Source organism: Bacillus sp. MM09(2025) (assembly GCF_050496725.1).
Classification (GTDB): Bacteria; Bacillota; Bacilli; order Bacillales; family Bacillaceae; genus Bacillus; species Bacillus pumilus.
The window spans coordinates 1,399,389-1,425,712 of sequence record NZ_JBNWEN010000004.1; the positions used below are offsets into that span (position 1 = coordinate 1,399,389).

Genomic DNA, 26,324 nt, shown 5'->3' on the forward strand with positions numbered 1-26,324 from the left:
CTTTCATGAAAGTATGCCTCTTTGACGAATAAAGCGTCGAACGTTTTATGGAAACGACAACTTCTTTTGACAAAATTTCTTTTTCACCTTCGCTATAATGACAAGCAACGAATATCAGGTGGGGGATGAAAAGATGGAAAAACTAGAAAGAAGAACTGATTTAACAGGAGCGGGGTTTGAAAGAATCAGTACAGGGTTAAAAAAGATGAAAAACCTGTTTCTTCATCATACGCATTCTCTTTTTTTCTATAAAGGGTTTATTTATGTCGTTCTTGGTTTTTTATTAGGACGAGCCTTTATATTATCTGAAATTATGCCGTTTGCTCTGCCTTTCTTTGGCTCCATGCTGCTTATCAAAAGAGATAAGTCCATGCTCGCTTGTCTCGCTTTACTTGCTGGAGCTATGACGATATCACCTCAAAATGCATTGTTTGTGTTTGCGTCGCTGATCGTATTCCTTCTGATGTCCAAGGTGGTTTCTTTCATCATCAAAGACCCAGTGAAAACATTGCCGGTTGTCATTGTGCTGTCAATGCTGATCACCAGAGGAGCATTTGTTTACCTAGAGCAAGGTGCTGTGCAAAGCTACGATTACGTCATGGCGGGTGTCGAAGCAGGACTTGCTTTCATTTTGACACTGATTTTCCTTCAAAGCCTGCCGATTTTTACAGTCAGAAAAATCAAACACTCCTTAAAGGTTGAAGAAATTATTTGTTTTATGATTTTGATTGCCTCAGTTTTAACAGGTCTGGCTGGGATCACATTTCAAGGAATGCAGGCAGAACATATTTTGTCACGATATGTAGTGCTGAGCTTTGCTTTTATTGGAGGAGCGAGTATTGGTTGTACAGTGGGTGTCGTCACTGGATTAATTCTTGGTCTCGCTAATATCGGAAACCTTTATCAGATGAGTCTTCTTGCCTTTTCAGGTTTATTAGGGGGATTGCTGAAAGAGGGGAAGAAAGCAGGAGCAGCCATTGGCTTAATTGTGGGTTCCTTACTTATTTCCTTGTACGGAGAAGGATCAGCAGGACTCATAACCACGTTATATGAATCATTGATTGCGGTTGCGCTCTTCTTGCTCACGCCACAATCAGTGACCTCTAAGGTAGCGAAATATATTCCTGGTACGGTAGAGCATGTACAGGAACAGCAGCAATACGCCCGGAAAGTACGAGATGTGACAGCAAAAAAGGTAGACCAATTTTCTAATGTATTTCATGCGCTGTCTGAGAGTTTTGCGACATTTTACGAATCCATTCCTGAAGAAAAAAAACAGGAAGAGGATGTAGATCTTTTTTTAAGTACGATCACAGAACGATCCTGTCAAACGTGCTATAAGAAAAATAAATGCTGGGTGCAGAACTTTGATACAACCTATGAACTGATGAAACAAGTTATGCATGAATCTGATGAAAAAACCTACGAGCAAAACCGGAAATTGAAGAAGAAATTTAGCCAGCACTGCTCAAAATCAAAACATGTAGAGGAATTGATTGAAGAGGAGATCGCTTACTATAAAGCCAATCAGACCCTGAAGAAAAAGGTCCAAGACAGCAGACGACTGGTAGCTGAACAACTGATGGGCGTTTCACAAGTGATGGAGGATTTTTCCCGGGAAATAAAACGGGAAAGAGAACAGCATTTTATTCAAGAAGAGCAGATGATAGAAGCACTTCAACACTTTGGAATTGAAATTCAGCAAGTAGAAATTTATAGCTTAGAGCAGGGGAATGTCGATATTGAAATGAGAATCCCATATTGCCAAGGGCATGGTGAATGTGAAAAAATCATCGCCCCTATGCTCTCAGATATTTTAGAAGAACAGATTTTAGTCAAAGCAGAGCAGTGTGCAGAGCACCCAACAGGCTATTGCCACGTTGTATTTGGTTCTGCAAAATCATATCGAGTGGCTACAGGCGTAGCGCATGCAGCAAAAGGCGGAGGATTAGTGTCTGGAGACAGCTACAGTATGATGGAGCTGGGTGCGGGCAAATATGCCGCAGCTATTAGTGATGGAATGGGCAATGGAGCAAGGGCTCATTTTGAAAGCAATGAAACGATTAAGCTGTTAGAAAAAATATTGGCATCAGGTATCAATGAAAAAGTAGCGATCAAAACCATTAATAGTATTTTATCTTTACGAACGACAGATGAAATCTATTCAACATTAGATTTATCCATTATTGATTTACAGGATGCGAGCTGTAAGTTCCTCAAGATTGGTTCAACACCCAGCTTTATTAAACGGGGTGATCAGGTGATGAAGGTACAAGCAAGCAACTTACCGATTGGAATTATTGATGAATTTGAAGTGGAGGTTGTGAGTGAACAGATGAAGGCAGGAGATCTGCTGATTATGATGAGTGATGGCATTTTCGAAGGACCAAAGCATATTGAAAATCATGATCTCTGGGTGAAGCGCAAAATGAAAAGCTTTAAAACAGAAGATCCGCAAGAGATTGCTGATTTATTAATGGAAGAGGTCATTCGAACAAGATCGGGTCAAATTGACGACGATATGACGGTTGTTGTCATCAGGCTTGATCACAATACTCCAAAATGGGCATCCATTCCGACGGGTACATTCTATCTTGAGAAACAAGAGATTTCTTGAAATATCGTATAATATGAAATTCTTCTGGCGATGATGGGGATATAAAGCATTCAGTTACGATCCCAGGAGGAATGAAGATGCGAAAAGGTCACGTAAACCAAATCTTATTGATTACAGATGGCTGCTCAAATCACGGGGAAGATCCACTTGCGATTGCCTCATTGGCAAAGGAACAAGGGATTACAGTCAATGTCATTGGCATTATGGAGGAAAACAGACACGATCATGAAGCAATGAAAGAAGTTGAGGGGATTGCTCTAGCAGGCGGAGGCATTCATCAAGTTGTCTACGTCCAGCAGTTATCTCAAACGGTACAAATGGTCACAAAAAAAGCGATGACACAAACCTTACAAGGTGTTGTGAATAAAGAATTGCAGCAAATACTTGGCAAAGATACTGAAATAGAAGAGCTTCCGCCTGATAAGCGCGGGGAAGTGATGGAAGTAGTCGATGAGTTAGGAGAGACAGTTCACCTTCAAGTACTTGTGCTTGTTGATACAAGTGCAAGTATGAAACCGAAGCTGCCGACCGTTAAAGAAGCACTCATTGATCTTTCCATTAGTTTAAATTCAAGAATTGGTGAAAATCAGTTTGGGATGTGTATATTTCCCGGGAAAAACTCAGATGCTGAAATTGTGTTGAATTGGACGCCTCGATTCGATTCACTATCATCTATTTTCCCGAAACTGACCACAGGAGGAATCACTCCAACTGGACCAGCGCTTCGAGAAGCGCTCCAGCATTTCAAATCAGTTCGTTCGCGTAAAGGGCTGCTTGAAGCAAAGGAAGAGCATGATGAATTCGGCTTCTAACATTCCGTTAGGCACGGTGATTCAAGGGAAATGGCATCACCATCATTACCGCATTGTAAAAGAGCTAGGAAAAGGGGCGAACGGTATTGTCTATCTAGCCGAATCGCCAAATGGTCAAGTAGCCCTTAAAGTGAGTGATGACAGTATGCTCATTGCATCTGAAGTCAATGTATTAAAATCCTTTTCTAAGGCTCCTGTGAAAACCATGGGGCCTTCTTTTTATGATATGGATGATGCGATTTATCCCGGCATGCTTCAAAAGCGTTCCTTTTATGTGATGGAGTATGTCAGAGGCCCATTACTGCTGGAATTTGTCAAACAAAAAGGTGATGAGTGGATCGTCGTTTTAATGGTTCAGCTTTTATCTAATTTGGCTCATTTACATCAAGAAGGGTGGATATTTGGTGACTTGAAGCCAGATAATCTCATCGTGTCAGGTCCCCCGGCCGCGATTCGGTGCATTGATGTAGGGGGAACGACAAAAGCGGGCAGGGCAATCAAGGAATATACAGAGTTTTTTGATCGAGGCTATTGGGGATTCGGCACAAGAAAGGCAGAGCCATCCTATGATCTATTTGCCTTAAGCATGGTAATGGTGAATTGTGCGTATAAGAAAGAATTCAAAAAAGGGGCAGAACCAGAAAAGCAGCTTTACAGAGCCATTGAAGGACATCCTTTATTAAAGCAATATGAGAGGGTGTTAAAGGCTGCTCTACAAGGTAAATATCAATCAGCGGCGGCTATGAAGAGTGCGATGCTGAAAGAAGGACAGCTGATCGCTTCAAGAAAAGCGAGTCAAAAGAAGCAACAGAAAAAAAACGGGCAAAAGCCCGCTGTTCAACAAAATCAACATGTGACTTCACGATCGAGAGTTGCAGCAGCAAAAAGAACACAAGTACGCAAAAAATCGGGTGGGCTTTTTGAAACTATTCTTATCGTGTGCAGTGTACTTGCTCTTTACTGTGCATATGTAGTTTTGTTCCTGCTATAGACCTGTAAAAAAGCAGGCTTCATCTTTGCTTGGAGCTACTGAAAGTGATAGGATATGTATATCTTTAAATTACCTGCTCTTTGTGAGGAGGAAGTTGTGAATAGAATTGAATCATTTTTGAAAAAACATGATGTTTACCTTGAAAATACGACAGTCATTGTCGGGGTTTCTGGCGGACCAGATTCCATGCTTTTACTGCACGAACTAAACAAACGTCGCAAAGATTCCTTTCAGCTGATTGCAGCCCATGTAGATCACATGTTCAGAGGAGAAGAATCTTTTGCTGATTTGGCATTTGTTGAGGCATACTGCAAGGAGCAAGAAATTCCTTTTGAATCGGCCCGCATACAAGTTGCCCAATATGCAAAAGAAAACCACTTAAACAAACAGGCAGCTGCAAGAGAGTGCAGATATGCTTTCTTTCGTCAATTGATGGAGCAATACAACGCTCAATTTATAGCGCTTGCACATCATGGGGACGACCAAGTAGAAACAATGATGATGAGGCTTGTGAGAGGGACAGTTGGAATAGGGCTCGCAGGTATCCAAGCAAAACGTCCTTATCAAGGTGGATGGCTGATTCGGCCGCTCATTGGATATTCCAAGGATGACGTGCTGACCGCTTGTGAAAAAGAACATATCCCCTATGTCATTGATCAAAGCAATCACACAGATGACTACTTGAGAAACCGGGTAAGAAGACACATTCTTCCCGTGTTAAAAGAAGAGGCACCTCATGTACATGAAAGCTTTCAGTTTGTAAGTGATATGCTGACTGAAGATGAGCAATACTTGCAGGCATTAACAAAGGAACAAATGAACCAAGTGATAACGAATCAATCGCCTAAGCAAATTAAGATCAAAACGAAGCCTTTGCTTGACCTGCCTTTGCCTTTACAAAGAAGAGGCATTCAACTAATATTAAACTATCTTTATGAAAACACTCAATCAGCGTTTTCAAACCAGCATATTCTAGGGACTTTGGACTGGTTATCTCATACCGAACAACCGTCTGGATCATTAGATTTGCCAAAAGGTTTACAAGCTGTCAAGTCTTATGATTACTGTATGTTTACCTTTGAACGATCGCTTGTACTAGACCAGTCTTATGCTCTTCACTTAAAGGGCGAACTTGGAGAGAAGCTTTTCCTTCCAAATGGGCAGTCTATTGTGGTATCAAATCATGTTCCGGAGGATGCACGGAACGGAAACCATTTTTTCTTGCTTCAAAAAGATCATGTTCGTTTCCCTTTGATCATTCGCTCACGAAAAAATGGTGATCGAATTAAACTTAAAGGGATGAATGGATCAAAAAAGGTGAAGGATATATTTATTGATAAAAAAGTGCCTCTTGCAGAAAGAGACAGCTGGCCGATCGTCACTGACTCGGATCATCAAATCATCTGGATCCCAGGTCTGAAAAAATCCGTTTTTGAAGAAATTGATATGACAAACAGCGATCTCATTGTATTACAATATAGACAGCATGAAAATTTGTAGGGGGCAAGCAAAAGCATGAAACAAGATATTGAAAAGGTTTTGATCTCAGAAGAAGAGATCCAGCAAAAAGTGAAGGAACTGGGTGCAACATTAACCAGCGATTATGATGGTAAATTTCCCCTGGCTATTGGTGTATTGAAAGGGGCTCTTCCATTTATGGCAGACCTGATCAAACACATTGATACATATTTAGAACTTGATTTTATGGATGTATCTAGCTACGGAAAATCTACCGTATCTTCAGGAGAAGTAAAGATCATTAAAGATCTAGATACTTCTGTTGAAGGAAGAGATATTTTAATTATGGAAGATATCATCGACAGTGGGTTAACTTTGAGCTATCTGGTAGAGCTTTTCCGATACCGTAAAGCAAACTCCATAAAAATTGTGACATTGCTTGATAAACCAAGCGGTCGTAAAGCAGACATCAAAGCAGATTATGTTGGATTTGAAGTGCCAGATGCATTTGTTGTCGGCTATGGATTGGATTTCGCTGAACGTTACCGAAACCTCCCGTATATTGGAGTGTTAAAACCATCTGTTTACGAAGGCTAATCAGCATACGTATACATGAGGTTATTGGTTGTATTGGAATGATTTTCTATGATACTATTGAACATAGTTGTGCTTACTGTGGGAGGAGGTAAGGAATGAATCGGGTTTTTCGTAATACGATTTTTTATATACTTATTTTATTACTTGTGATAGGGGTAGTCAGTTGGTTAGGATCCCCTAATCAAAAGCCTGAGAACATGTCTTACAGCAAATTTTCGCAAAATCTAAGTGCGGGAAAAGTGGAGAGTATCTCCATTCAGCCTGTAAGAGGGGTTTATGAAATTCGTGGTCAATTAGATGGCGCGAAGAAAGATGAATACTTCATTACCCATGTTCCAGATGGTCAAGGTGTTGACCAGATTTACAGTGCACTGAAGAATACAGATGTAAAAGTAGAACCCGCACCTGAAACAAATGGATGGCTGCAAGTTTTGACAACCATCATTCCGTTCATCATCATCTTTATCCTGTTCTTCTTCTTATTGAACCAAGCTCAGGGCGGTGGAAGCCGTGTTATGAACTTTGGTAAAAGTAAGGCAAAGCTTTACACAGAAGAGAAGAAACGTGTGAAATTTAAAGATGTTGCCGGTGCAGATGAAGAAAAGCAAGAGCTTGTAGAAGTGGTTGAATTCCTGAAGGATCCACGTAAATTTGCGGAGCTTGGCGCAAGAATTCCTAAAGGGGTTTTACTAGTAGGACCTCCAGGTACAGGTAAAACATTACTTGCGAGAGCATCTGCAGGAGAAGCAGGCGTTCCTTTCTTCAGCATCAGTGGTTCTGACTTCGTCGAGATGTTCGTCGGTGTCGGTGCATCACGTGTACGTGATTTATTCGAAAATGCGAAAAAGAATGCACCATGCTTGATCTTTATTGATGAGATTGATGCAGTGGGTCGTCAGCGTGGAGCCGGTCTTGGCGGTGGTCATGACGAGCGTGAACAAACGCTTAACCAGCTTCTTGTTGAAATGGATGGTTTTAGTGCGAACGAAGGTATTATTATCATCGCTGCGACGAACCGTGCAGATATCCTAGATCCTGCATTGCTGCGTCCGGGACGCTTTGACCGTCAAATTACGGTTGACCGCCCAGATGTCATTGGCCGTGAAGAAGTACTGAAGGTTCATGCGAAAAACAAACCGCTTGATGATACAGTGAACTTGAAAGCCATTGCAAGCAGAACACCTGGGTTCTCTGGAGCAGATCTTGAGAACTTACTAAACGAAGCAGCACTTGTTGCTGCCCGTCATAACAAAAAGAAAATTGATATGCGTGATATCGACGAAGCGACTGATCGTGTCATCGCTGGGCCGGCGAAGAAAAGCCGCGTCATTTCGAAGAAAGAACGTAATATCGTGGCTTACCATGAAGCAGGTCATACCGTCATTGGTCTTATCCTAGACGAAGCGGACATGGTGCATAAAGTAACGATCGTTCCTCGTGGTCAGGCAGGCGGATATGCGGTCATGCTTCCAAGAGAAGACCGTTATTTCCAAACGAAGCCAGAGCTTCTTGATAAAATTGTCGGCTTGCTCGGCGGTCGTGTTGCAGAGGAAATTACGTTTGGTGAAGTAAGCACAGGCGCTCACAACGACTTCCAGCGTGCAACAGGCATTGCAAGAAAAATGGTTACTGAGTTCGGTATGTCTGATAAGCTTGGTCCGCTTCAGTTCGGTCAAGCACAAGGTGGTCAAGTGTTCCTAGGCCGTGATTTTAACAACGAGCCGAATTATAGTGAAGCCATTGCTTACGAGATTGACCAAGAAATTCAGCGTTTCATCAAGGACAGCTACGAACGTGCGAAACAAATTCTCACTGAGAACAAAGATAAGCTAGAAATTATCGCACAAGCCCTTCTAGAAGTTGAAACATTAGATGCTGAACAAATTAAATCTCTTTACGAAACTGGAAAGCTTCCAGAGCGTGTATACGCAGATGACGAAGAGAAGAATGATGATGTGAAAGTGAACATCAAGAAAAAAGAAGAAGATGAGGAGATCTAATCTCCCTCTGTGAAAGCTGCCGGGATCACCGGCAGCTTTTTTTATTTCAATTCCTGAATGGATCGGTTTCGAATTGTTTACAAATGGAACTCAATTCGTGTATGGTATGATAGAAAGTCGAAAAATGCTCTTTTTGAGAAACTATTCAAAGTGGTGATGAAGTTGTTACTCGTGATAGATGTAGGGAACACAAATACCGTTTTAGGTGTTTATCATAATGGCGAACTAAACTACCATTGGCGAATTGAAACAAGCCGTCATAAAACAGAAGATGAATTTGGTATGGCCATCAGGTCTTTATTTGATTATGTCGGGCTAATGTTTGACCAAATAGAAGGAATTATCATCTCGTCTGTTGTCCCGCCAATGATGTTTGCATTAGAAAGAATGTGCGAGAAGTACTTTCACATAACTCCCCAAATTGTAGGGCCTGGAATGAAGACTGGATTAAACATTATGTGTGACAATCCAAAGGAAGTCGGGGCTGATCGAATTGTGAACGCAGTAGCGGCGATTCACCTTTATGGGGCACCTCTCATTGTCGTAGACTTCGGTACAGCGACAACCTACTGCTATATCAATGAACAAAAACAATACATGGGTGGGGCGATTGCACCTGGTATTACCATCTCAACAGAGGCTTTATATACAAGAGCAGCAAAACTGCCGAGAATTGAAATTGTCCGTCCAGAACACATTGTTGGAAAAAACACCATCAGTGCGATGCAATCCGGCATCCTTTATGGATATGTTGGGCAAGTCGAGGGAATAGTGAAACGGATGAAGCAGCAAGCGAAACAAACACCGAAAGTCATTGCAACAGGCGGTTTGTCGACATTGATTGGAAATGAATCAGATTGCATTGATATTGTCGATCCGTTCTTAACATTAAAAGGACTTCAACTCATTTATGAACGTAATCGTGTCGGTGTACTATAGGAGGTTTAAAATCGAATGGATTACTTAGTTAAAGCGTTAGCATATGACGGAAAAGTCCGAGCATATGCTGCAAACACAACAGATACAATCAATGAAGCACAAAGAAGACACCATACATGGCCAACAGCATCAGCAGCGATTGGCAGAACTATGACTGCTACAGTCATGATGGGTGCTATGTTGAAAGGCGAAAATAAGCTAACGGTCAAAATTGAAGGCGGTGGACCAATCGGTGCCATCATTGCTGATGGAAACGCAAAGGGCCAAGTGCGCGGATATGTCTCAAACCCACAAGTCCACTTTGACTTAAATGAACATGGCAAGCTGGATGTTAGACGTGCAGTCGGGACATCTGGAACGTTAAGTGTTGTGAAAGATATCGGACTGAAAGATCACTTTACAGGGCAAACGGAGATCGTCTCAGGTGAAATTGGAGATGACTTCACTTATTATCTTGTCTCTTCTGAGCAAGTGCCTTCCTCTGTAGGTGTAGGGGTTCTCGTCAATCCAGATAACTCGATTCTCGCAGCTGGCGGTTTCATCATTCAATTGCTGCCTGGAACAGAAGATGCTGTCATTGAAAGATTAGAAAAGCGGCTCTCAACCATTGAACCCATTTCTAAACTCATTGAAAAAGGGATGACACCAGAAGAAATTTTAGAAGAAGTACTCGGAGAAAAACCTCAAATTTTAGAAACTGTACCTGTCGAATTTTCTTGTAACTGCTCAAAAGAACGTTTTGCTAATGGCATTATCAGCCTAGGGAAAGCCGAAATTGACGATATGATTGAACAAGAAGGACAAGCAGAAGCTCAATGCCATTTTTGTAACGAAACGTATGTATTTACAAAAGAAGAGCTAGAAGAGCTACGTGAAGAAATAACCCGCTAAGCTCTAAGCAGCGGGTTTTCTTTTTAGAATGGAAAGGAGACGAAAGATGAGACTGAAAGCAAGAGTGGTATGGACATTTATTCTCGTGTTGCTTATGATCAATGCCGTTGTCATTGCATATGTATTAACAAAGTCGCAAATGTCACAGGCTTCTTCAAACGGGAAGAGCGGTGAAGAAATCGCGTCGATTGGAAAAGAGAAGGTGACACGTCAAGAATGGTTAAAGAAGATGGAAGACCGCTATGGAAAGGCAACACTTGAGCAAATGATTAATCAGAAGGTGGTCAATCAGCTTGCGAAAGAAAACAAGCTTGAGGTGTCCTCAAAAGAAATCAATCGTGAATTGCTGATGCTTAAGGCGGTATCTAATAATTTCTACGAAGATGGACATACGAGTGAAAAGGACTGGACAGAACAGATTCGTTATCAAATTTTATTAGAGCAGCTTTTAACGAGAGATGCTGTCGTTTCTGAAAAAGAAGCGAAATCCTTTTATGAAAAAAACAAGGACTTATATCAATATGATGATTCATACCGTATTCGTCATATCGTCGTGAAGACAAAAGGTGAAGCTGAAAATGTTTTGAAGGATCTGAAAGGCGGATCTAGCTTCGAGGCGGTGGCAGCTGAACGCTCCATTGACCGCTACACCTCTCCATATGGCGGAGATCTTGGGTTTGTGACGGAAGAACAAGAAAGTATCCCAGCCCTATACATACAGGAAGCTCAAAAGCTTCAGCCAGATGAATGGACAAAAGAACCGATCGAGACCAAAAACGGGTATGCCATTATTCAATTGAAAGAAAAATTAGATGGCCGCTCCTTCTCGTATGAAGAAGTCAAAAATCAGATCAAAAGGCAGATTGCCATGGAAGATCTAGGTGAAAAGGCGAATGTCAAAACTCTGTGGAAAGAAGCAAAAGTCACATGGTTTTACGATGGCGAGCAGGACTAAAAGCATTGACAAAATTTTTCGAAATTGATAATTTAATATTAATACAATAAAATTACTCGGAGATAGAGGTGTTAGTGATGGCTCGTATTGCAAATTCAGTTTTTGAACTAATAGGAAATACACCAGTCGTTAAATTAAACCGTTTAGTAGATGAAGACAGTGCGGATGTCTACTTGAAGCTTGAATATATGAACCCGGGCAGCAGTGTGAAAGATCGTATTGCGTTAGCGATGATCGAAGATGCTGAAGCGAAAGGTACTTTAAAAGCCGGCGACACGCTCATCGAACCAACAAGCGGAAACACAGGGATCGGTCTTGCAATGGTAGCGGCAGCTAAAGGAATTAACGCCATTCTTGTGATGCCAGACACAATGAGCCAGGAGCGCCGTAACCTTTTACGTGCTTATGGTGCAGAGCTTGTATTAACTCCAGGTGCAGAAGGAATGAAAGGTGCCATCAAAAAGGCAGAAGAATTGGCAGAAGAGCACGGTTACTTCATGCCTCAGCAATTTAGCAACGAAGCCAATGCGGAGATTCACCGTCGTACTACAGGAAAAGAAATTCTTGAACAGTTTGACGGCGAGCTTGATGCATTTATTGCAGGTGTTGGTACGGGCGGCACAATTACGGGTGCTGGCGAAGTCCTAAAAGAAGCCATCCCATCGATTCAGCTTTATGCGGTAGAGCCGACAGATTCTCCTGTATTATCAGGTGGAAAGCCGGGCCCACATAAAATCCAAGGGATTGGAGCAGGTTTTATTCCTTCCATCTTAAACACGGAAGTATATGATGGCATTATCCAAGTGAAAAACGAAGATGCATTTGAGCTTGCAAGAAAAGCAGCGAAAGAGGAAGGAATTCTTGGCGGTATTTCTTCAGGAGCAGCTATTTACGCAGCACTTCAAACGGCGAAAAAACTTGGTAAAGGGAAAAAGGTTCTCGCAATCATCCCAAGTAATGGGGAGCGTTACCTCAGCACACCTCTTTATCAATTCGATTAAACCAATTACCCCAGCATTTGCTGGGGTTTTTTTATGAAATCTGTAGATGGAAAGCAAATACTATTTTCTAAATAAATTGGATTGCATTACAATAAGATTAATGAAAATGAAAAAGGATGATAACATGACACAACGCAGGCCGATGGGCATCAAAATTCCTTTTAAGAAAGATGCATTCTTGGAAAGATACGAACAACTAACTGCTGGCGAAACACACCATGTTCTGCTTGAAAGTGCTCGCGGCGGTTCCTACAGCATTGCTGGTATTCACCCAATCGCTAAAGCGAAGGGGAAAGATGGGATGACAACCATCCATTATCAAGATGAGGTGCTGTTTAAAGAAGGCGATCCATTCAGAGCGTTTACGGATTGGTTCCAAACCCTTCAAACCGAAACGAATGAGGAATACCCTGATTTTCAAGGCGGGGCGATTGGATTTTTAAGCTATGATTATGCTAGATATATTGAGCATTTTAAGATGCTGTCCATTGATGACCTGAAAACACCTGATCTTTACTTTCTCGTGTTTAATGATGTTGCAGTCTTTGATCATAAGGAAAATATGTTGTGGCTGATTACTCACACAGAGGGAGCGGAACCTGTGAGTGTCACTCATCAAAGACTTGAAGATTTGAAGCAAAAGTGGACAAGCTCTGTAATCGAATCAGCACAATCACCTGTTTATGAACCTTCTGCAGAATTTTTACCAGCAGCACCTTTTACTGAAGAGACCTTTGGAGAAGCAGTAGAGAAGATTAAGCAATATATCGCAAGCGGTGATGTGTTCCAAGTGAATTTATCCATCAGACAAGATGAACAGCTCCACACCCACCCTTATGATTTATACAAAACGTTACGTCAAGTCAATCCATCTCCTTATATGTCTTATTTGCACACGCCTGATTTCCAAATTGTTTGTGGATCTCCAGAGCTGCTGATTAAGAAAAAGGGGACTCAATTAGAAACAAGACCGATTGCGGGTACAAGATCAAGAGGCAAAGACGATGCTGAGGATCAAGCGCTGGCAAAAGAGCTCATTGAAAATGAAAAAGAACGCGCGGAGCATGTGATGCTCGTCGATCTTGAGCGAAATGATCTTGGACGCGTGTCCACTTATGGCTCAGTAAGAGTGAACGAATTTATGGCGATTGAGAAATATTCACATGTGATGCACATTGTATCCAACGTACAAGGGGAGCTGCGTGATGATTGTGATGCAGTAGATGTCATGAGAGCCGTATTCCCAGGCGGCACAATTACAGGTGCTCCAAAGGTGAGAACAATGGAAATCATAGAAGAGCTTGAGCCAACAAGGCGTGGGCTTTATACTGGATCTATAGGCTGGTTTGGATTTAATCAAGATATGCACTTTAACATCGTCATTCGTACGGCGTACTGCACTGAAGGCAAAGCCTTTATGCAGTCGGGTGCTGGGATCGTCATCGATTCTGTACCAAAGCACGAATATAAAGAATCGATTAAAAAAGCCTATGCAGTAAAAAAAGCATTACAGTTGAGCAAAGAAGAGACTATTTTGAGTTAGAGGTGAGCAGAGCATGATAGTAATGATTGATAATTATGATTCATTTACGTACAACCTGGTCCAGTATTTAGGTGAGCTTGGAGAAGAATTGATCGTGAAACGGAATGATCAAGTAACCATTCAAGAAATCGAAGAACTCAAGCCAGATTTTCTCATGATTTCTCCAGGGCCATGCAGTCCTGATGAAGCGGGAATTAGTATGGAGGCAATCAAGCACTTTGCGGGAAGTATTCCGATCTTCGGTGTATGCCTAGGGCATCAATCCATTGCGCAAGTCTTTGGAGGGGATGTCGTTCGTGCTGAGCGCTTAATGCATGGTAAAACGTCAGAGATTGAACATGACGGAAAAGGTGTCTTCACTGGACTCCAAAATCCGCTTGTCGCAACGAGATATCATTCATTAATTGTCAAAAATGAAACGCTGCCGGAGTGCTTTGACGCAACAGCCAGCACAAAGGAAGGCGAGCTCATGGCCATTCGCCATAAAGAGCTGCCAATTGAAAGTGTACAGTTTCATCCTGAATCGATTATGACGTCCTTCGGAAAAGAAATGCTTAAAAATTTCATTGAAACCTATCGTAAAAAGGGGCATGAAGTAAACGCATGATCATTTATCTGAACGGTCAGTATATAGAGGAGAAAGACGCGACTCTTTCTCCTTTTGATCATGGTTTTCTATATGGCATCGGTGTATTCGAAACATTTACCAGCCTGGCAGGACAAGTCTTTCTGTTAGATTGGCACCTTGAAAGGCTCAACCAATCATTGCGTGACCTTTGCATCGAATCCACAATAGAGAAACCATTTGTACTCGACATCATTCATACCTTACTAAATAAAAACGAATTAGCCGATGGTCATGCGAGAATTCGATTCAATGTTTCTGCGGGCAGGGGCAATGGATTTTCTGCAGATCCTTATGAAGAGTCTGTCGTGTTTGTCATGATCTCTCCATGCCGACCCGAATCTGTTTTAGATGAGAAACAGGGAGTCATTCTTCAAACGAGGAGAAATACGCCGGAAGGTCCGAGGCGCCTCAAGTCTCACCATTATATGAACAACCTGCTCGCAAAAAGAGAAGTGGGAAATGACCCGAAGTTAGAAGGTATCTTTTTAACAAAAGAAAATGATGTGGCAGAAGGCATTACCTCCAATGTATTTTGGCGAAAAGGCGATGTGATTTATACACCGTCACTTGATACAGGCATTTTAAATGGGGTCACTCGTCGATATTGTATCGAAACACTCCAAGCGATGGAGGCTTCACTAAAAGTAGGGCGATACCCAGTCTCCCATTTGCTATCAGCTGATGAGGCATGGATGACCAATTCTGTTCAAGGGGTTGTGCCTTTCAGAAGTATAGGGGAAATCTCCCTTCCCCAAAACAGCCGGATCTTCTCAACGAAATTGAGAGCACAATATACAAAAGAACGTCTAGATTATAAAGAGTAGGTGGACACAATGACACAACAAGTGATAAAGCAGCCTAAAGTCATACAAGCCAAGCACCACACCCTTAGTTATGAAGAAAAGACATTGGTCATGGGCATTTTAAATGTCACACCTGACTCTTTTTCAGATGGAGGAAAGTTTAATCAAGTAGATAAAGCGCTGGCACATGCAGCACAGCTGATAGAGGACGGGGCACATATCATTGATATTGGCGGAGAATCGACTCGCCCAGGAGCGGCATTTGTCTCAGAACAAGAGGAGCTTTCAAGAGTCATTCCCGTCATTGAAAAGATCACGAAAGAATTGGATGTACCGATTTCCATTGATACGTATAAAGCCCATGTGGCAGATGAAGCAGTGAAAGCCGGAGCTTCCATCATTAATGATGTATGGGGAGCGAAGGCAGATCCTCAAATGGCGCATGTGGCAGCGAAGCACAATGTGCCGATTATTTTAATGCACAATCGGCCAGAGCGAAATTACACACATTTGATTTCAGATATGATCGCAGATTTGAAAGAAAGTGTTCAGATTGCGAAACAAGCCGGTGTCCGTGATGACATGATCATATTAGACCCAGGTGTAGGGTTTGCGAAAAATAAAGAGGACAACCTGATGGTCATGAATGAGCTCGAACATTTTTGTCACCTTGGGTATCCACTGCTCTTAGCTACATCTCGAAAACGATTCATCGGAGCTGTCTTAGACCTGCCACCGGAAGAACGTACTGAAGGAACGGGGGCCACGGTCTGTCTTGGGATTCAAAAAGGCAGTGCGATGGTTCGCGTACATGATGTAAAAGAAATCGCAAGAATGGCAAAAATGATGGATGCCATGCTGAATAAGGGAGGCGCTTATCATCGATAAAGTATATGTAAATGGAATGGAATTTTACGGCTACCATGGCGTATTTGCAGAAGAAAATAAATTAGGACAGCGGTTCCGTGTGGATTTAACAGCTTCACTTGATTTAAGTAAAGCCGGACAAACTGATGACCTCAATCAGACCATCAATTATGCGGAGCTCTACCAAATCTGCAAAAGCATTGTAGAGGGTGAACCAGTCAACCTCGTTGAAACACTGACAGAAAGAATTGCGAGCCAAGTGCTAAAGGATTTTCCGACAGTTCAGGAATGTACAGTGAAGGTAATCAAACCAGATCCACCAATTCCAGGACACTATCAGTCCGTTGCCATTGAAATGACGAGATCGCGCGCATGAACAATACCGCATACATTGCTTTAGGTTCGAACATAGGGAAAAAGGAAACCTATTTAAAAGAAGCTGTGAAAAAACTGCACGAACATCCAGATGTTCAAGTAGAATCGATCTCATCTATATATGAAACAACACCTGTAGGTTACGAAAACCAAGATGACTTTTTAAATATGGCTGTGAAAATTTCCACCTCGCTTCGTCCAAATGAATTACTGGCACTTACTCAGAAAATCGAGCAAGAGTTAGGCAGAACAAGAGAAGTGAGATGGGGACCGCGAACTGCTGACCTTGACATTTTACTTTATAATCGTGAAAATATTGAAACAGAACAGCTTGTAGTGCCGCATCCTAGAATGTACGAACGTTTATTCGTTCTCATTCCGATGAGTGAGATTTGCCCAGAAATCGGCGAAGTACAAATAAATGCCGTAACAGACCAAGAAGGTGTAAGCATATGGAAAAAGACATGTGGGGTAGAAGAATTCGTGCATACCGAAAGCTAAAAGGGTATACTCAGGAAGGGTTCGCGAAAAGACTGGGCATCTCTGTCTCTGTCTTAGGAGAAATTGAGCGTGGCAATCGATTACCAACAAACCAATTGGTTGGTCAAATAGCAGATGCTTTAAATATAACGGTGGAAGAACTTTCGCCAATTCTTGAAGAAGAAAGGAGGGGAAATGATGTTTAAAATCGGAGATATCGACATTAAAAACAAAGTGGTGCTCGCGCCTATGGCTGGTGTGTGCAACTCTGCCTTCAGACTGACAGTGAAAGAGTTTGGAGCAGGTTTAGTCTGCGCTGAAATGGTCAGTGATAAGGCGATCCTGATCAACAATGCAAGAACAATGGGTATGCTATACATTGATGAACGGGAAAAGCCTTTGAGCCTTCAGATATTTGGAGGAGAAAAAGACACTCTCGTTGAAGCGGCAAAGTTTGTAGACCAGAATACCACAGCGGACATTATTGATATCAACATGGGCTGTCCTGTGCCGAAGATTACGAAATGTGATGCAGGAGCGAAATGGCTGCTTGATCCAAACAAGATTTATGAAATGGTCTCTGCTGTTGTAGATGCTGTAGATAAACCTGTTACGGTGAAAATGAGAATGGGCTGGGACGAAGATCATATCTTCGCTATCGACAATGCCCGTGCTGTTGAAAGAGCAGGTGGACAAGCGGTTGCGCTTCACGGACGGACACGTGTGCAGATGTACGAAGGAACAGCGAATTGGGATATTATAAAAGAGGTCAAACAATCTGTTTCCATTCCAGTCATCGGCAATGGAGATGTCAAAACCCCTCAGGATGCAAAACGTATGCTTGATGAAACGGGTGCAGATGCTGTCATGATCGGAAGAGCCGCACTAGGAAACCCATGGATGATCTACCGAACGGTTCATTATTTAGAAACGGGTGAATTGAAAGAAGAGCCAAACGTACGTGAGAAGATGTCAGTGTGCAAGCTTCACTTAGACAGACTCATTGATCTAAAAGGCGAGCATGTGGCTGTCAGAGAAATGAGAAAGCACGCAGCATGGTACTTAAAAGGTGTCCGAGGCAATGCGGACGTGAGAAATCAAATCAATCAGAGTGAAACGAGAGCGGAGCTTGTACAAGTTCTTGATAACTTTACGATCGAAGCCGAGGCAAAAGAGCTTCAAAGTATAAAAGTAGGATAAGACTATCTTTCTTTTTGTAGCTCACTGCTAGTGCATGTACTGGCAGTTTTTCTGCTTTTCTCTGCAAAATACATTAATGGAGTGATATAAATGAGTAATGAAGGGCTTAATAACGAAGAATTAAATGACCAATTCCAGGTCAGACGTGACAAAATGAATAAAATGAGAGAAGAGGGTATCGATCCATTCGGTGAACGATATGACCGTTCTCATCAATCTGCCCAAATTATTGCTGAATACGATGAGTTTTCTAAAGAAGACTTAGAAGAAAAGTCTGCCCAAGTGACAATCGCTGGACGTATGATGACTAAGCGCGGAAAAGGGAAAGCTGGCTTTGCGCATATACAAGATTTAGAAGGACAAATTCAAATCTACGTTCGTAAAGATAGTGTAGGAGAAGAAGCTTACGAATTATTCAAAAGCTCAGACCTAGGCGATATTATCGGTGTAACAGGAACAGTATTTAAAACGAATGTAGGAGAACTTTCTATTAAAGCGACTAGCTTTGAGGTTCTCACAAAAGCACTTCGCCCGCTTCCTGATAAATATCATGGACTTAAAGATGTTGAACAACGTTATCGTCAGCGTTACCTTGATCTGATTGTAAATCCAGAAAGTAAGCAGACGTTCATCATGCGAAGCAAGATCATCCAATCTATGAGAAGATACTTAGATTCTAAAGGATACCTAGAAGTTGAAACACCAACAATGCACAGCATCCCTGGTGGTGCATCAGCACGTCCTTTCATTACTCATCATAATGCACTGGATATGCCGCTTTATATGCGTATTGCGATTGAACTGCACTTAAAACGCCTCATTGTCGGTGGCCTAGAGAAAGTATACGAGATTGGCCGTGTATTCCGTAACGAAGGTGTATCAACTCGCCATAACCCAGAATTCACTATGATCGAGCTTTACGAAGCTTACGCAGATTATAAAGACATCATGAACCTAACCGAAAACCTGATTGCTCATATTGCCGAAGAGGTACTAGGAACAACCACGATTCAATATGGAGAAGATGAAATTGACCTCAAGCCTGAATGGAAGAGACTCCATATGGTTGAAGCGGTCAAAGAAGCAACTGGTGTAGACTTCTGGCAGGAGATGTCCGTAGAAGAAGCGCAACAGCATGCAGCTGATCACGGAATTGAAATTACGAAAAACATGACAGTAGGTCATATCATCAATGAGTTCTTCGAGCAAAAAGTTGAGGAAACTTTGGTACAGCCTACATTTATTTACGGACACCCAGTGGAGATTTCTCCATTAGCTAAGAAAAATCCTGAAGACCCTCGCTTCACAGATCGCTTTGAGCTATTTATCGTACGCCGTGAACATGCTAATGCATTCACAGAGCTAAATGATCCAATCGATCAAAGAGAACGTTTCGAAGCTCAATTAAAAGAACGTGAAGAAGGAAATGATGAAGCGCATCTAATGGATGATGATTTTGTTGAAGCATTAGAATATGGTATGCCTCCAACAGGCGGACTAGGAATCGGTATCGACCGGTTAATCATGCTATTAACAAATTCTCCATCAATCAGAGATGTACTGCTTTTCCCACAAATGAGAAACCGCTAATACATCAATTAAAGCGCCATTATAACTATGGCGCTTTTTATTTTTCATAAAATGAAACTTTTTTTAAAAAAACTATTGCAAGGAAAGAATCAAGGTGGTATATTATTATTCGTTGCCGCAAAACAGCAGCGAGGTTAAAAAAAGAAATTGAAAAACTTCTTGACTTTAACCGATACAAAATGTTAAGATATTAAAGTCGCTTAAGAGCGATAACGAATATGATCTTTGAAAACTAAACAAGACAAAACGTACCTGTTAATTCGAGTTTTTATAAAAAAATCCTATGAAATATCATAGGTAGTCAGTCAAACGCTGACGAAAAACAAAACTTCGGTTTTGTACTTTTTCGGAGAGTTTGATCCTGGCTCAGGACGAACGCTGGCGGCGTGCCTAATACATGCAAGTCGAGCGAACAGAAGGGAGCTTGCTCCCGGATGTTAGCGGCGGACGGGTGAGTAACACGTGGGTAACCTGCCTGTAAGACTGGGATAACTCCGGGAAACCGGAGCTAATACCGGATAGTTCCTTGAACCGCATGGTTCAAGGATGAAAGACGGTTTCGGCTGTCACTTACAGATGGACCCGCGGCGCATTAGCTAGTTGGTGGGGTAATGGCTCACCAAGGCGACGATGCGTAGCCGACCTGAGAGGGTGATCGGCCACACTGGGACTGAGACACGGCCCAGACTCCTACGGGAGGCAGCAGTAGGGAATCTTCCGCAATGGACGAAAGTCTGACGGAGCAACGCCGCGTGAGTGATGAAGGTTTTCGGATCGTAAAGCTCTGTTGTTAGGGAAGAACAAGTGCGAGAGTAACTGCTCGCACCTTGACGGTACCTAACCAGAAAGCCACGGCTAACTACGTGCCAGCAGCCGCGGTAATACGTAGGTGGCAAGCGTTGTCCGGAATTATTGGGCGTAAAGGGCTCGCAGGCGGTTTCTTAAGTCTGATGTGAAAGCCCCCGGCTCAACCGGGGAGGGTCATTGGAAACTGGGAAACTTGAGTGCAGAAGAGGAGAGTGGAATTCCACGTGTAGCGGTGAAATGCGTAGAGATGTGGAGGAACACCAGTGGCGAAGGCGACTCTCTGGTCTGTAACTGACGCTGAGGAGCGAAAGCGTGGGGAGCGAACAGGATTAGATACCCTGGTAGTCCACGCCGTAAACGATGAGTGCTAAGTGTTAGGGGGTTTCCGCCCCTTAGTGCTGCAGCTAACGCATTAAGCACTCCGCCTGGGGAGTACGGTCGCAAGACTGAAACTCAAAGGAATTGACGGGGGCCCGCACAAGCGGTGGAGCATGTGGTTTAATTCGAAGCAACGCGAAGAACCTTACCAGGTCTTGACATCCTCTGACAACCCTAGAGATAGGGCTTTCCCTTCGGGGACAGAGTGACAGGTGGTGCATGGTTGTCGTCAGCTCGTGTCGTGAGATGTTGGGTTAAGTCCCGCAACGAGCGCAACCCTTGATCTTAGTTGCCAGCATTTAGTTGGGCACTCTAAGGTGACTGCCGGTGACAAACCGGAGGAAGGTGGGGATGACGTCAAATCATCATGCCCCTTATGACCTGGGCTACACACGTGCTACAATGGACAGAACAAAGGGCTGCGAGACCGCAAGGTTTAGCCAATCCCATAAATCTGTTCTCAGTTCGGATCGCAGTCTGCAACTCGACTGCGTGAAGCTGGAATCGCTAGTAATCGCGGATCAGCATGCCGCGGTGAATACGTTCCCGGGCCTTGTACACACCGCCCGTCACACCACGAGAGTTTGCAACACCCGAAGTCGGTGAGGTAACCTTTATGGAGCCAGCCGCCGAAGGTGGGGCAGATGATTGGGGTGAAGTCGTAACAAGGTAGCCGTATCGGAAGGTGCGGCTGGATCACCTCCTTTCTAAGGATATATGGAGCAGCGTGCGTTTTCGTCTTGTTTAGTTTTGAAGGATCATTCCTTCAAGACATGTCTCTAGCGAGACAGGATTGTTCTTTGAAAACTAGATAACAATAAGTAATACATTCACATTGAATGCAATGCAAAGTTCATCACACATAGTGATTCTTTCTAAAGTAAGAAATGGTTAAGTTAGAAAGGGCGCACGGTGGATGCCTTGGCACTAGGAGCCGATGAAGGACGGGACGAACACCGATATGCTTCGGGGAGCTGTAAGCAAGCTTTGATCCGGAGATTTCCGAATGGGGAAACCCACTGCTCGTAATGGAGTAGTATCCATACTTGAATACATAGAGTATGAGAAGGCATACCCGGGGAACTGAAACATCTAAGTACCCGGAGGAAGAGAAAGCAAATGCGATTCCCTGAGTAGCGGCGAGCGAAACGGGAACAGCCCAAACCAAGAGGCTTGCCTCTTGGGGTTGTAGGACACTCTATACGGAGTTACAAAGGAACGATATAAGCGAAGAGGTCTGGAAAGGCCCGCCAAAGAAGGTAACAGCCCTGTAACTGAAATGTTGTTCTCTCCAGAGTGGATCCTGAGTACGGCGGAACACGTGAAATTCCGTCGGAATCCGGGAGGACCATCTCCCAAGGCTAAATACTCCCTAGTGACCGATAGTGAACCAGTACCGTGAGGGAAAGGTGAAAAGCACCCCGGAAGGGGAGTGAAATAGATCCTGAAACCGTGTGCCTACAAGTAGTCAGAGCCCGTTAAAGGGTGATGGCGTGCCTTTTGTAGAATGAACCGGCGAGTTACGATCCCGTGCAAGGTTAAGCAGAAGATGCGGAGCCGCAGCGAAAGCGAGTCTGAATAGGGCGCATGAGTACGTGGTCGTAGACCCGAAACCAGGTGATCTACCCATGTCCAGGGTGAAGTTCAGGTAACACTGAATGGAGGCCCGAACCCACGCACGTTGAAAAGTGCGGGGATGAGGTGTGGGTAGGGGTGAAATGCCAATCGAACCTGGAGATAGCTGGTTCTCTCCGAAATAGCTTTAGGGCTAGCCTCAAGGTAAGAGTCTCGGAGGTAGAGCACTGATTGGACTAGGGGCCCCTACCGGGTTACCGAATTCAGTCAAACTCCGAATGCCGATGACTTATCCTTGGGAGTCAGACTGCGAGTGATAAGATCCGTAGTCGAAAGGGAAACAGCCCAGACCGCCAGCTAAGGTCCCAAAGTATACGTTAAGTGGAAAAGGATGTGGAGTTGCTTAGACAACCAGGATGTTGGCTTAGAAGCAGCCACCATTTAAAGAGTGCGTAATAGCTCACTGGTCGAGTGACTCTGCGCCGAAAATGTACCGGGGCTAAACGTATCACCGAAGCTGCGGACTGTTCTTACGAACAGTGGTAGGAGAGCGTTCTAAGTGCTGTGAAGTCAGACCGGAAGGACTGGTGGAGCGCTTAGAAGTGAGAATGCCGGTATGAGTAGCGAAAGACGGGTGAGAATCCCGTCCACCGAATGCCTAAGGTTTCCTGAGGAAGGCTCGTCCGCTCAGGGTTAGTCGGGACCTAAGCCGAGGCCGAAAGGCGTAGGCGATGGACAACAGGTTGATATTCCTGTACCACCTCCTCACCATTTGAGCAATGGGGGGACGCAGGAGGATAGGGTAAGCGCGGTATTGGATATCCGCGTCCAAGCAGTTAGGCTGGGAAATAGGCAAATCCGTTTCCCGTGAAGGCTGAGCTGTGATGGCGAGCGAAATTTAGTAGCGAAGTTCCTGATTCCACACTGCCAAGAAAAGCCTCTAGCGAGGTGAGAGGTGCCCGTACCGCAAACCGACACAGGTAGGCGAGGAGAGAATCCTAAGGTGATCGAGAGAACTCTCGTTAAGGAACTCGGCAAAATGACCCCGTAACTTCGGGAGAAGGGGTGCTTCTTAGGGTGTTAAAGCCCCGAGAAGCCGCAGTGAATAGGCCCAGGCGACTGTTTAGCAAAAACACAGGTCTCTGCGAAGCCGTAAGGCGAAGTATAGGGGCTGACGCCTGCCCGGTGCTGGAAGGTTAAGAGGAGCGCTTAGCGTAAGCGAAGGTGCGAATTGAAGCCCCAGTAAACGGCGGCCGTAACTATAACGGTCCTAAGGTAGCGAAATTCCTTGTCGGGTAAGTTCCGACCCGCACGAAAGGCGCAACGATCTGGGCACTGTCTCAACGAGAGACTCGGTGAAATTATAGTACCTGTGAAGATGCAGGTTACCCGCGACAGGACGGAAAGACCCCGTGGAGCTTTACTGCAGCCTGATATTGAATGTTGGTACAGCTTGTACAGGATAGGTAGGAGCCTTGGAAACCGGAGCGCTAGCTTCGGTGGAGGCATCGGTGGGATACTACCCTGGCTGTATTGACCTTCTAACCCGCTGCCCTTATCGGGCAGGGAGACAGTGTCAGGTGGGCAGTTTGACTGGGGCGGTCGCCTCCTAAAATGTAACGGAGGCGCCCAAAGGTTCCCTCAGAATGGTTGGAAATCATTCGCAGAGTGTAAAGGCACAAGGGAGCTTGACTGCGAGACCTACAAGTCGAGCAGGGACGAAAGTCGGGCTTAGTGATCCGGTGGTTCCGCATGGAAGGGCCATCGCTCAACGGATAAAAGCTACCCCGGGGATAACAGGCTTATCTCCCCCAAGAGTCCACATCGACGGGGAGGTTTGGCACCTCGATGTCGGCTCATCGCATCCTGGGGCTGTAGTCGGTCCCAAGGGTTGGGCTGTTCGCCCATTAAAGCGGTACGCGAGCTGGGTTCAGAACGTCGTGAGACAGTTCGGTCCCTATCCGTCGCGGGCGCAGGAAATTTGAGAGGAGCTGTCCTTAGTACGAGAGGACCGGGATGGACGCACCGCTGGTGTACCAGTTGTTCTGCCAAGGGCATCGCTGGGTAGCTATGTGCGGACGGGATAAGTGCTGAAAGCATCTAAGCATGAAGCCCCCCTCAAGATGAGATTTCCCATTCCGCAAGGAAGTAAGATCCCTGAAAGATGATCAGGTTGATAGGTCTGAGGTGGAAGCGTGGTGACACGTGGAGCTGACAGATACTAATAGATCGAGGACTTAACCTTTATTCTAATGTGAAGTTTGAACATTGTTATCTAGTTTTGAGAGAACATTCTCTCCATCAGGTTTGGTGGCGATAGCGAAGAGGTCACACCCGTTCCCATACCGAACACGGAAGTTAAGCTCTTCAGCGCCGATGGTAGTTGGGGGTCTCCCCCTGTGAGAGTAGGACGCCGCCAAGCTTGTCTAAGGATCAGTTCCGTATGGAACTGGTCTTTTTTGTGTTTTTGAAAAAATTACTTCTATTAAATTGCTTTGTAAAGTGAGAAGTGATGATGTAGCAAGCCTCATCGACCAGCTAATCTTTTCGTCCGTTCACTTTTATCTATTTTCATTGAACAACGCAGCTGTTGTGTGGGTAGGTCGTTCAATTCGTTTAGGATGAAGACCAAAAGCATAGACAGCAGCCAATAAGATTTTCTTTGGCAGCCAACAGATAAAGAGGACTGTTAGAGATACACTATAGATAACTGAGTATTGCCAAAGAGCATAGAGCACCTTCAGTTAATTTTTACGCCCGTTCTAAGTAAGAACAAGAAAGAATCAACAACTAACTTGTTACCTCCAGTAACACTTTAATATTGAAGATAGTAAAGAACAGCATCATTTACTGATATTTTTATATGAAAATGATTTCTCAGAAAAATAAAATAATAAAAGAATCCCTTCTCTAGATGATTTGTATGAGAAGATATATTGAATAAAACAAGCATATAAAAAACATGAAAAGGGTCATTTTACATCAATGAAGCGTTATTAGAGCGCTTTTTAACAAAAAAACATAAAAAAATGAAAAAAAGACTTTTAAAATGATGAGACAAGTGGTAAACTTCTTTAGGTGCCTTAACGAAAAGATGAAAAAACCAGCGTTAAAATTAATTCAAAAATTATTTTAAAAAAGTCTTTACAAACAATATCTTATCGTTATATAATACTACTTGTCGGATCGAGAGACATTCGAAATGATAACAAAATATGGAGGATTAGCTCAGCTGGGAGAGCATCTGCCTTACAAGCAGAGGGTCGGCGGTTCGAGCCCGTCATCCTCCACCATATTTATTCTTACATAATGTTAGGATAGATAAAGCCGGTGTAGCTCAACTGGTAGAGCAACTGACTTGTAATCAGTAGGTTGGGGGTTCAAGTCCTCTTGCCGGCACCACTTTCATATGGTAAGATAGACAAGTCGCTTTTAAAGCGAGCCATTAGCTCAGTTGGTAGAGCATCTGACTTTTAATCAGAGGGTCGAAGGTTCGAGTCCTTCATGGCTCACCATGTTTCATGCGGGTGTGGCGGAATTGGCAGACGCGCTAGACTTAGGATCTAGTGTCTTTATGACGTGGGGGTTCAAGTCCCTTCACCCGCATTGCCAAATAAAATAAAGAAATCCTGTAATGCGGAAGTAGTTCAGTGGTAGAACACCACCTTGCCAAGGTGGGGGTCGCGGGTTCGAATCCCGTCTTCCGCTTATACCATCCACGCCGGGGTGGTGGAATTGGCAGACACACAGGACTTAAAATCCTGCGGTAGGTGACTACCGTGCCGGTTCAAGTCCGGCCCTCGGCATTATAAAATAA

General features: G+C 43.7%; 18 protein-coding genes, 6 tRNA genes, 3 rRNA genes and 1 pseudogene. All 28 read left to right on the forward strand.

Features of this window, described 5'->3' with window-relative positions; all coding sequences use genetic code 11:
- Positions 1-133: 133 nt before the first annotated feature.
- Positions 134-2,617 carry a stage II sporulation protein E gene (gene spoIIE, locus ACQYAC_RS13485; protein WP_058015845.1) on the forward strand — a complete coding sequence of 828 codons (2,484 nt, stop codon included), beginning with the start codon at positions 134-136 and terminating at the stop codon, positions 2,615-2,617.
- Positions 2,618-2,694: 77 nt separating this feature from the next.
- Entirely contained in the window at positions 2,695-3,429 is a 735-nt protein-coding gene (locus tag ACQYAC_RS13490) for a vWA domain-containing protein (RefSeq protein ID WP_003217969.1), read from the forward strand.
- Positions 3,413-4,420: a protein kinase domain-containing protein gene (locus ACQYAC_RS13495; RefSeq protein ID WP_144463331.1), complete on the forward strand. Its 1,008-nt coding sequence runs from the start codon at positions 3,413-3,415 to the stop codon at positions 4,418-4,420. Before ACQYAC_RS13490 ends, ACQYAC_RS13495 begins: the two co-directional genes overlap by 17 nt.
- Before the next feature lie 96 nt (positions 4,421-4,516).
- Positions 4,517-5,939 (forward strand): annotated as a pseudogene (tilS, locus tag ACQYAC_RS13500) (tRNA lysidine(34) synthetase TilS).
- On the forward strand, positions 5,936-6,475 hold the full coding sequence (gene hpt, locus ACQYAC_RS13505; protein WP_003217950.1) for a hypoxanthine phosphoribosyltransferase: 540 nt from the start codon (positions 5,936-5,938) through the stop codon (positions 6,473-6,475). The pseudogene tilS and the gene hpt overlap by 4 nt, the downstream one beginning before the upstream one ends.
- A 95-nt stretch (positions 6,476-6,570) precedes the next feature.
- Positions 6,571-8,475, forward strand: a complete 1,905-nt coding sequence (gene ftsH / locus ACQYAC_RS13510; protein ID WP_034620893.1) for an ATP-dependent zinc metalloprotease FtsH — start codon at positions 6,571-6,573, stop codon at positions 8,473-8,475.
- Positions 8,476-8,637: 162 nt separating this feature from the next.
- Positions 8,638-9,414: a type III pantothenate kinase gene (locus ACQYAC_RS13515; RefSeq protein ID WP_180309719.1), complete on the forward strand. Its 777-nt coding sequence runs from the start codon at positions 8,638-8,640 to the stop codon at positions 9,412-9,414.
- 15 nt (positions 9,415-9,429) lie between these two features.
- Positions 9,430-10,305: an Hsp33 family molecular chaperone HslO gene (gene hslO, locus ACQYAC_RS13520; protein ID WP_058015849.1), complete on the forward strand. Its 876-nt coding sequence runs from the start codon at positions 9,430-9,432 to the stop codon at positions 10,303-10,305.
- A 52-nt stretch (positions 10,306-10,357) separates the two neighbouring features.
- A complete protein-coding gene (locus ACQYAC_RS13525; RefSeq protein WP_224925996.1) occupies positions 10,358-11,260 on the forward strand; it encodes a peptidyl-prolyl cis-trans isomerase in 903 nt (300 codons plus the stop codon).
- A gap of 77 nt (positions 11,261-11,337) precedes the next feature.
- Positions 11,338-12,261, forward strand: a complete 924-nt coding sequence (gene cysK, locus ACQYAC_RS13530; RefSeq protein WP_012008673.1) for a cysteine synthase A — start codon at positions 11,338-11,340, stop codon at positions 12,259-12,261.
- 124 nt (positions 12,262-12,385) lie between these two features.
- Entirely contained in the window at positions 12,386-13,804 is a 1,419-nt protein-coding gene (locus ACQYAC_RS13535; protein ID WP_429943467.1) for an anthranilate synthase component I family protein, read from the forward strand.
- A gap of 13 nt (positions 13,805-13,817) precedes the next feature.
- Positions 13,818-14,411 carry an aminodeoxychorismate/anthranilate synthase component II gene (pabA, locus tag ACQYAC_RS13540; RefSeq protein ID WP_058015850.1) on the forward strand — a complete coding sequence of 198 codons (594 nt, stop codon included), beginning with the start codon at positions 13,818-13,820 and terminating at the stop codon, positions 14,409-14,411.
- A complete protein-coding gene (gene pabC, locus ACQYAC_RS13545; RefSeq protein WP_429943468.1) occupies positions 14,408-15,256 on the forward strand; it encodes an aminodeoxychorismate lyase in 849 nt (282 codons plus the stop codon). Before pabA ends, pabC begins: the two co-directional genes overlap by 4 nt.
- Before the next feature lie 9 nt (positions 15,257-15,265).
- Complete coding sequence (folP, locus tag ACQYAC_RS13550; protein WP_058015852.1) at positions 15,266-16,123, forward strand: dihydropteroate synthase; 858 nt, start codon at positions 15,266-15,268, stop codon at positions 16,121-16,123.
- A complete protein-coding gene (folB, locus tag ACQYAC_RS13555) occupies positions 16,116-16,478 on the forward strand; it encodes a dihydroneopterin aldolase (RefSeq protein ID WP_081042369.1) in 363 nt (120 codons plus the stop codon). The genes folP and folB overlap by 8 nt, the downstream gene beginning before the upstream one ends.
- Entirely contained in the window at positions 16,475-16,978 is a 504-nt protein-coding gene (gene folK, locus ACQYAC_RS13560; RefSeq protein WP_429943469.1) for a 2-amino-4-hydroxy-6-hydroxymethyldihydropteridine diphosphokinase, read from the forward strand. Before folB ends, folK begins: the two co-directional genes overlap by 4 nt.
- Entirely contained in the window at positions 16,930-17,163 is a 234-nt protein-coding gene (locus ACQYAC_RS13565) for a helix-turn-helix domain-containing protein (protein WP_144487653.1), read from the forward strand. Before folK ends, ACQYAC_RS13565 begins: the two co-directional genes overlap by 49 nt.
- Positions 17,156-18,157: a tRNA dihydrouridine synthase DusB gene (gene dusB / locus ACQYAC_RS13570; RefSeq protein ID WP_061406505.1), complete on the forward strand. Its 1,002-nt coding sequence runs from the start codon at positions 17,156-17,158 to the stop codon at positions 18,155-18,157. Before ACQYAC_RS13565 ends, dusB begins: the two co-directional genes overlap by 8 nt.
- A 90-nt stretch (positions 18,158-18,247) precedes the next feature.
- A complete protein-coding gene (gene lysS / locus ACQYAC_RS13575; protein WP_012008682.1) occupies positions 18,248-19,747 on the forward strand; it encodes a lysine--tRNA ligase in 1,500 nt (499 codons plus the stop codon).
- A 343-nt stretch (positions 19,748-20,090) separates the two neighbouring features.
- A 16S ribosomal RNA gene (locus ACQYAC_RS13580) occupies positions 20,091-21,639 on the forward strand.
- Positions 21,640-21,821: 182 nt separating this feature from the next.
- Positions 21,822-24,752, forward strand: a 23S ribosomal RNA gene (locus ACQYAC_RS13585).
- A 61-nt stretch (positions 24,753-24,813) separates the two neighbouring features.
- Positions 24,814-24,929: ribosomal RNA gene (gene rrf, locus ACQYAC_RS13590) — 5S ribosomal RNA — on the forward strand.
- The 16S, 23S and 5S rRNA genes sit together here, the layout of an rRNA operon.
- Before the next feature lie 795 nt (positions 24,930-25,724).
- A tRNA-Val gene (locus tag ACQYAC_RS13595) sits at positions 25,725-25,800 on the forward strand.
- A gap of 33 nt (positions 25,801-25,833) precedes the next feature.
- Positions 25,834-25,909: transfer RNA gene (locus ACQYAC_RS13600), tRNA-Thr, on the forward strand.
- 37 nt (positions 25,910-25,946) lie between these two features.
- Positions 25,947-26,022: transfer RNA gene (locus ACQYAC_RS13605), tRNA-Lys, on the forward strand.
- Between the two features lie 8 nt (positions 26,023-26,030).
- Positions 26,031-26,113 (forward strand) — tRNA-Leu (locus tag ACQYAC_RS13610).
- Positions 26,114-26,143: 30 nt separating this feature from the next.
- Positions 26,144-26,215: transfer RNA gene (locus ACQYAC_RS13615), tRNA-Gly, on the forward strand.
- A gap of 12 nt (positions 26,216-26,227) precedes the next feature.
- Positions 26,228-26,313: transfer RNA gene (locus ACQYAC_RS13620), tRNA-Leu, on the forward strand.
- The last annotated feature ends 11 nt before the right edge of the window (positions 26,314-26,324 follow it).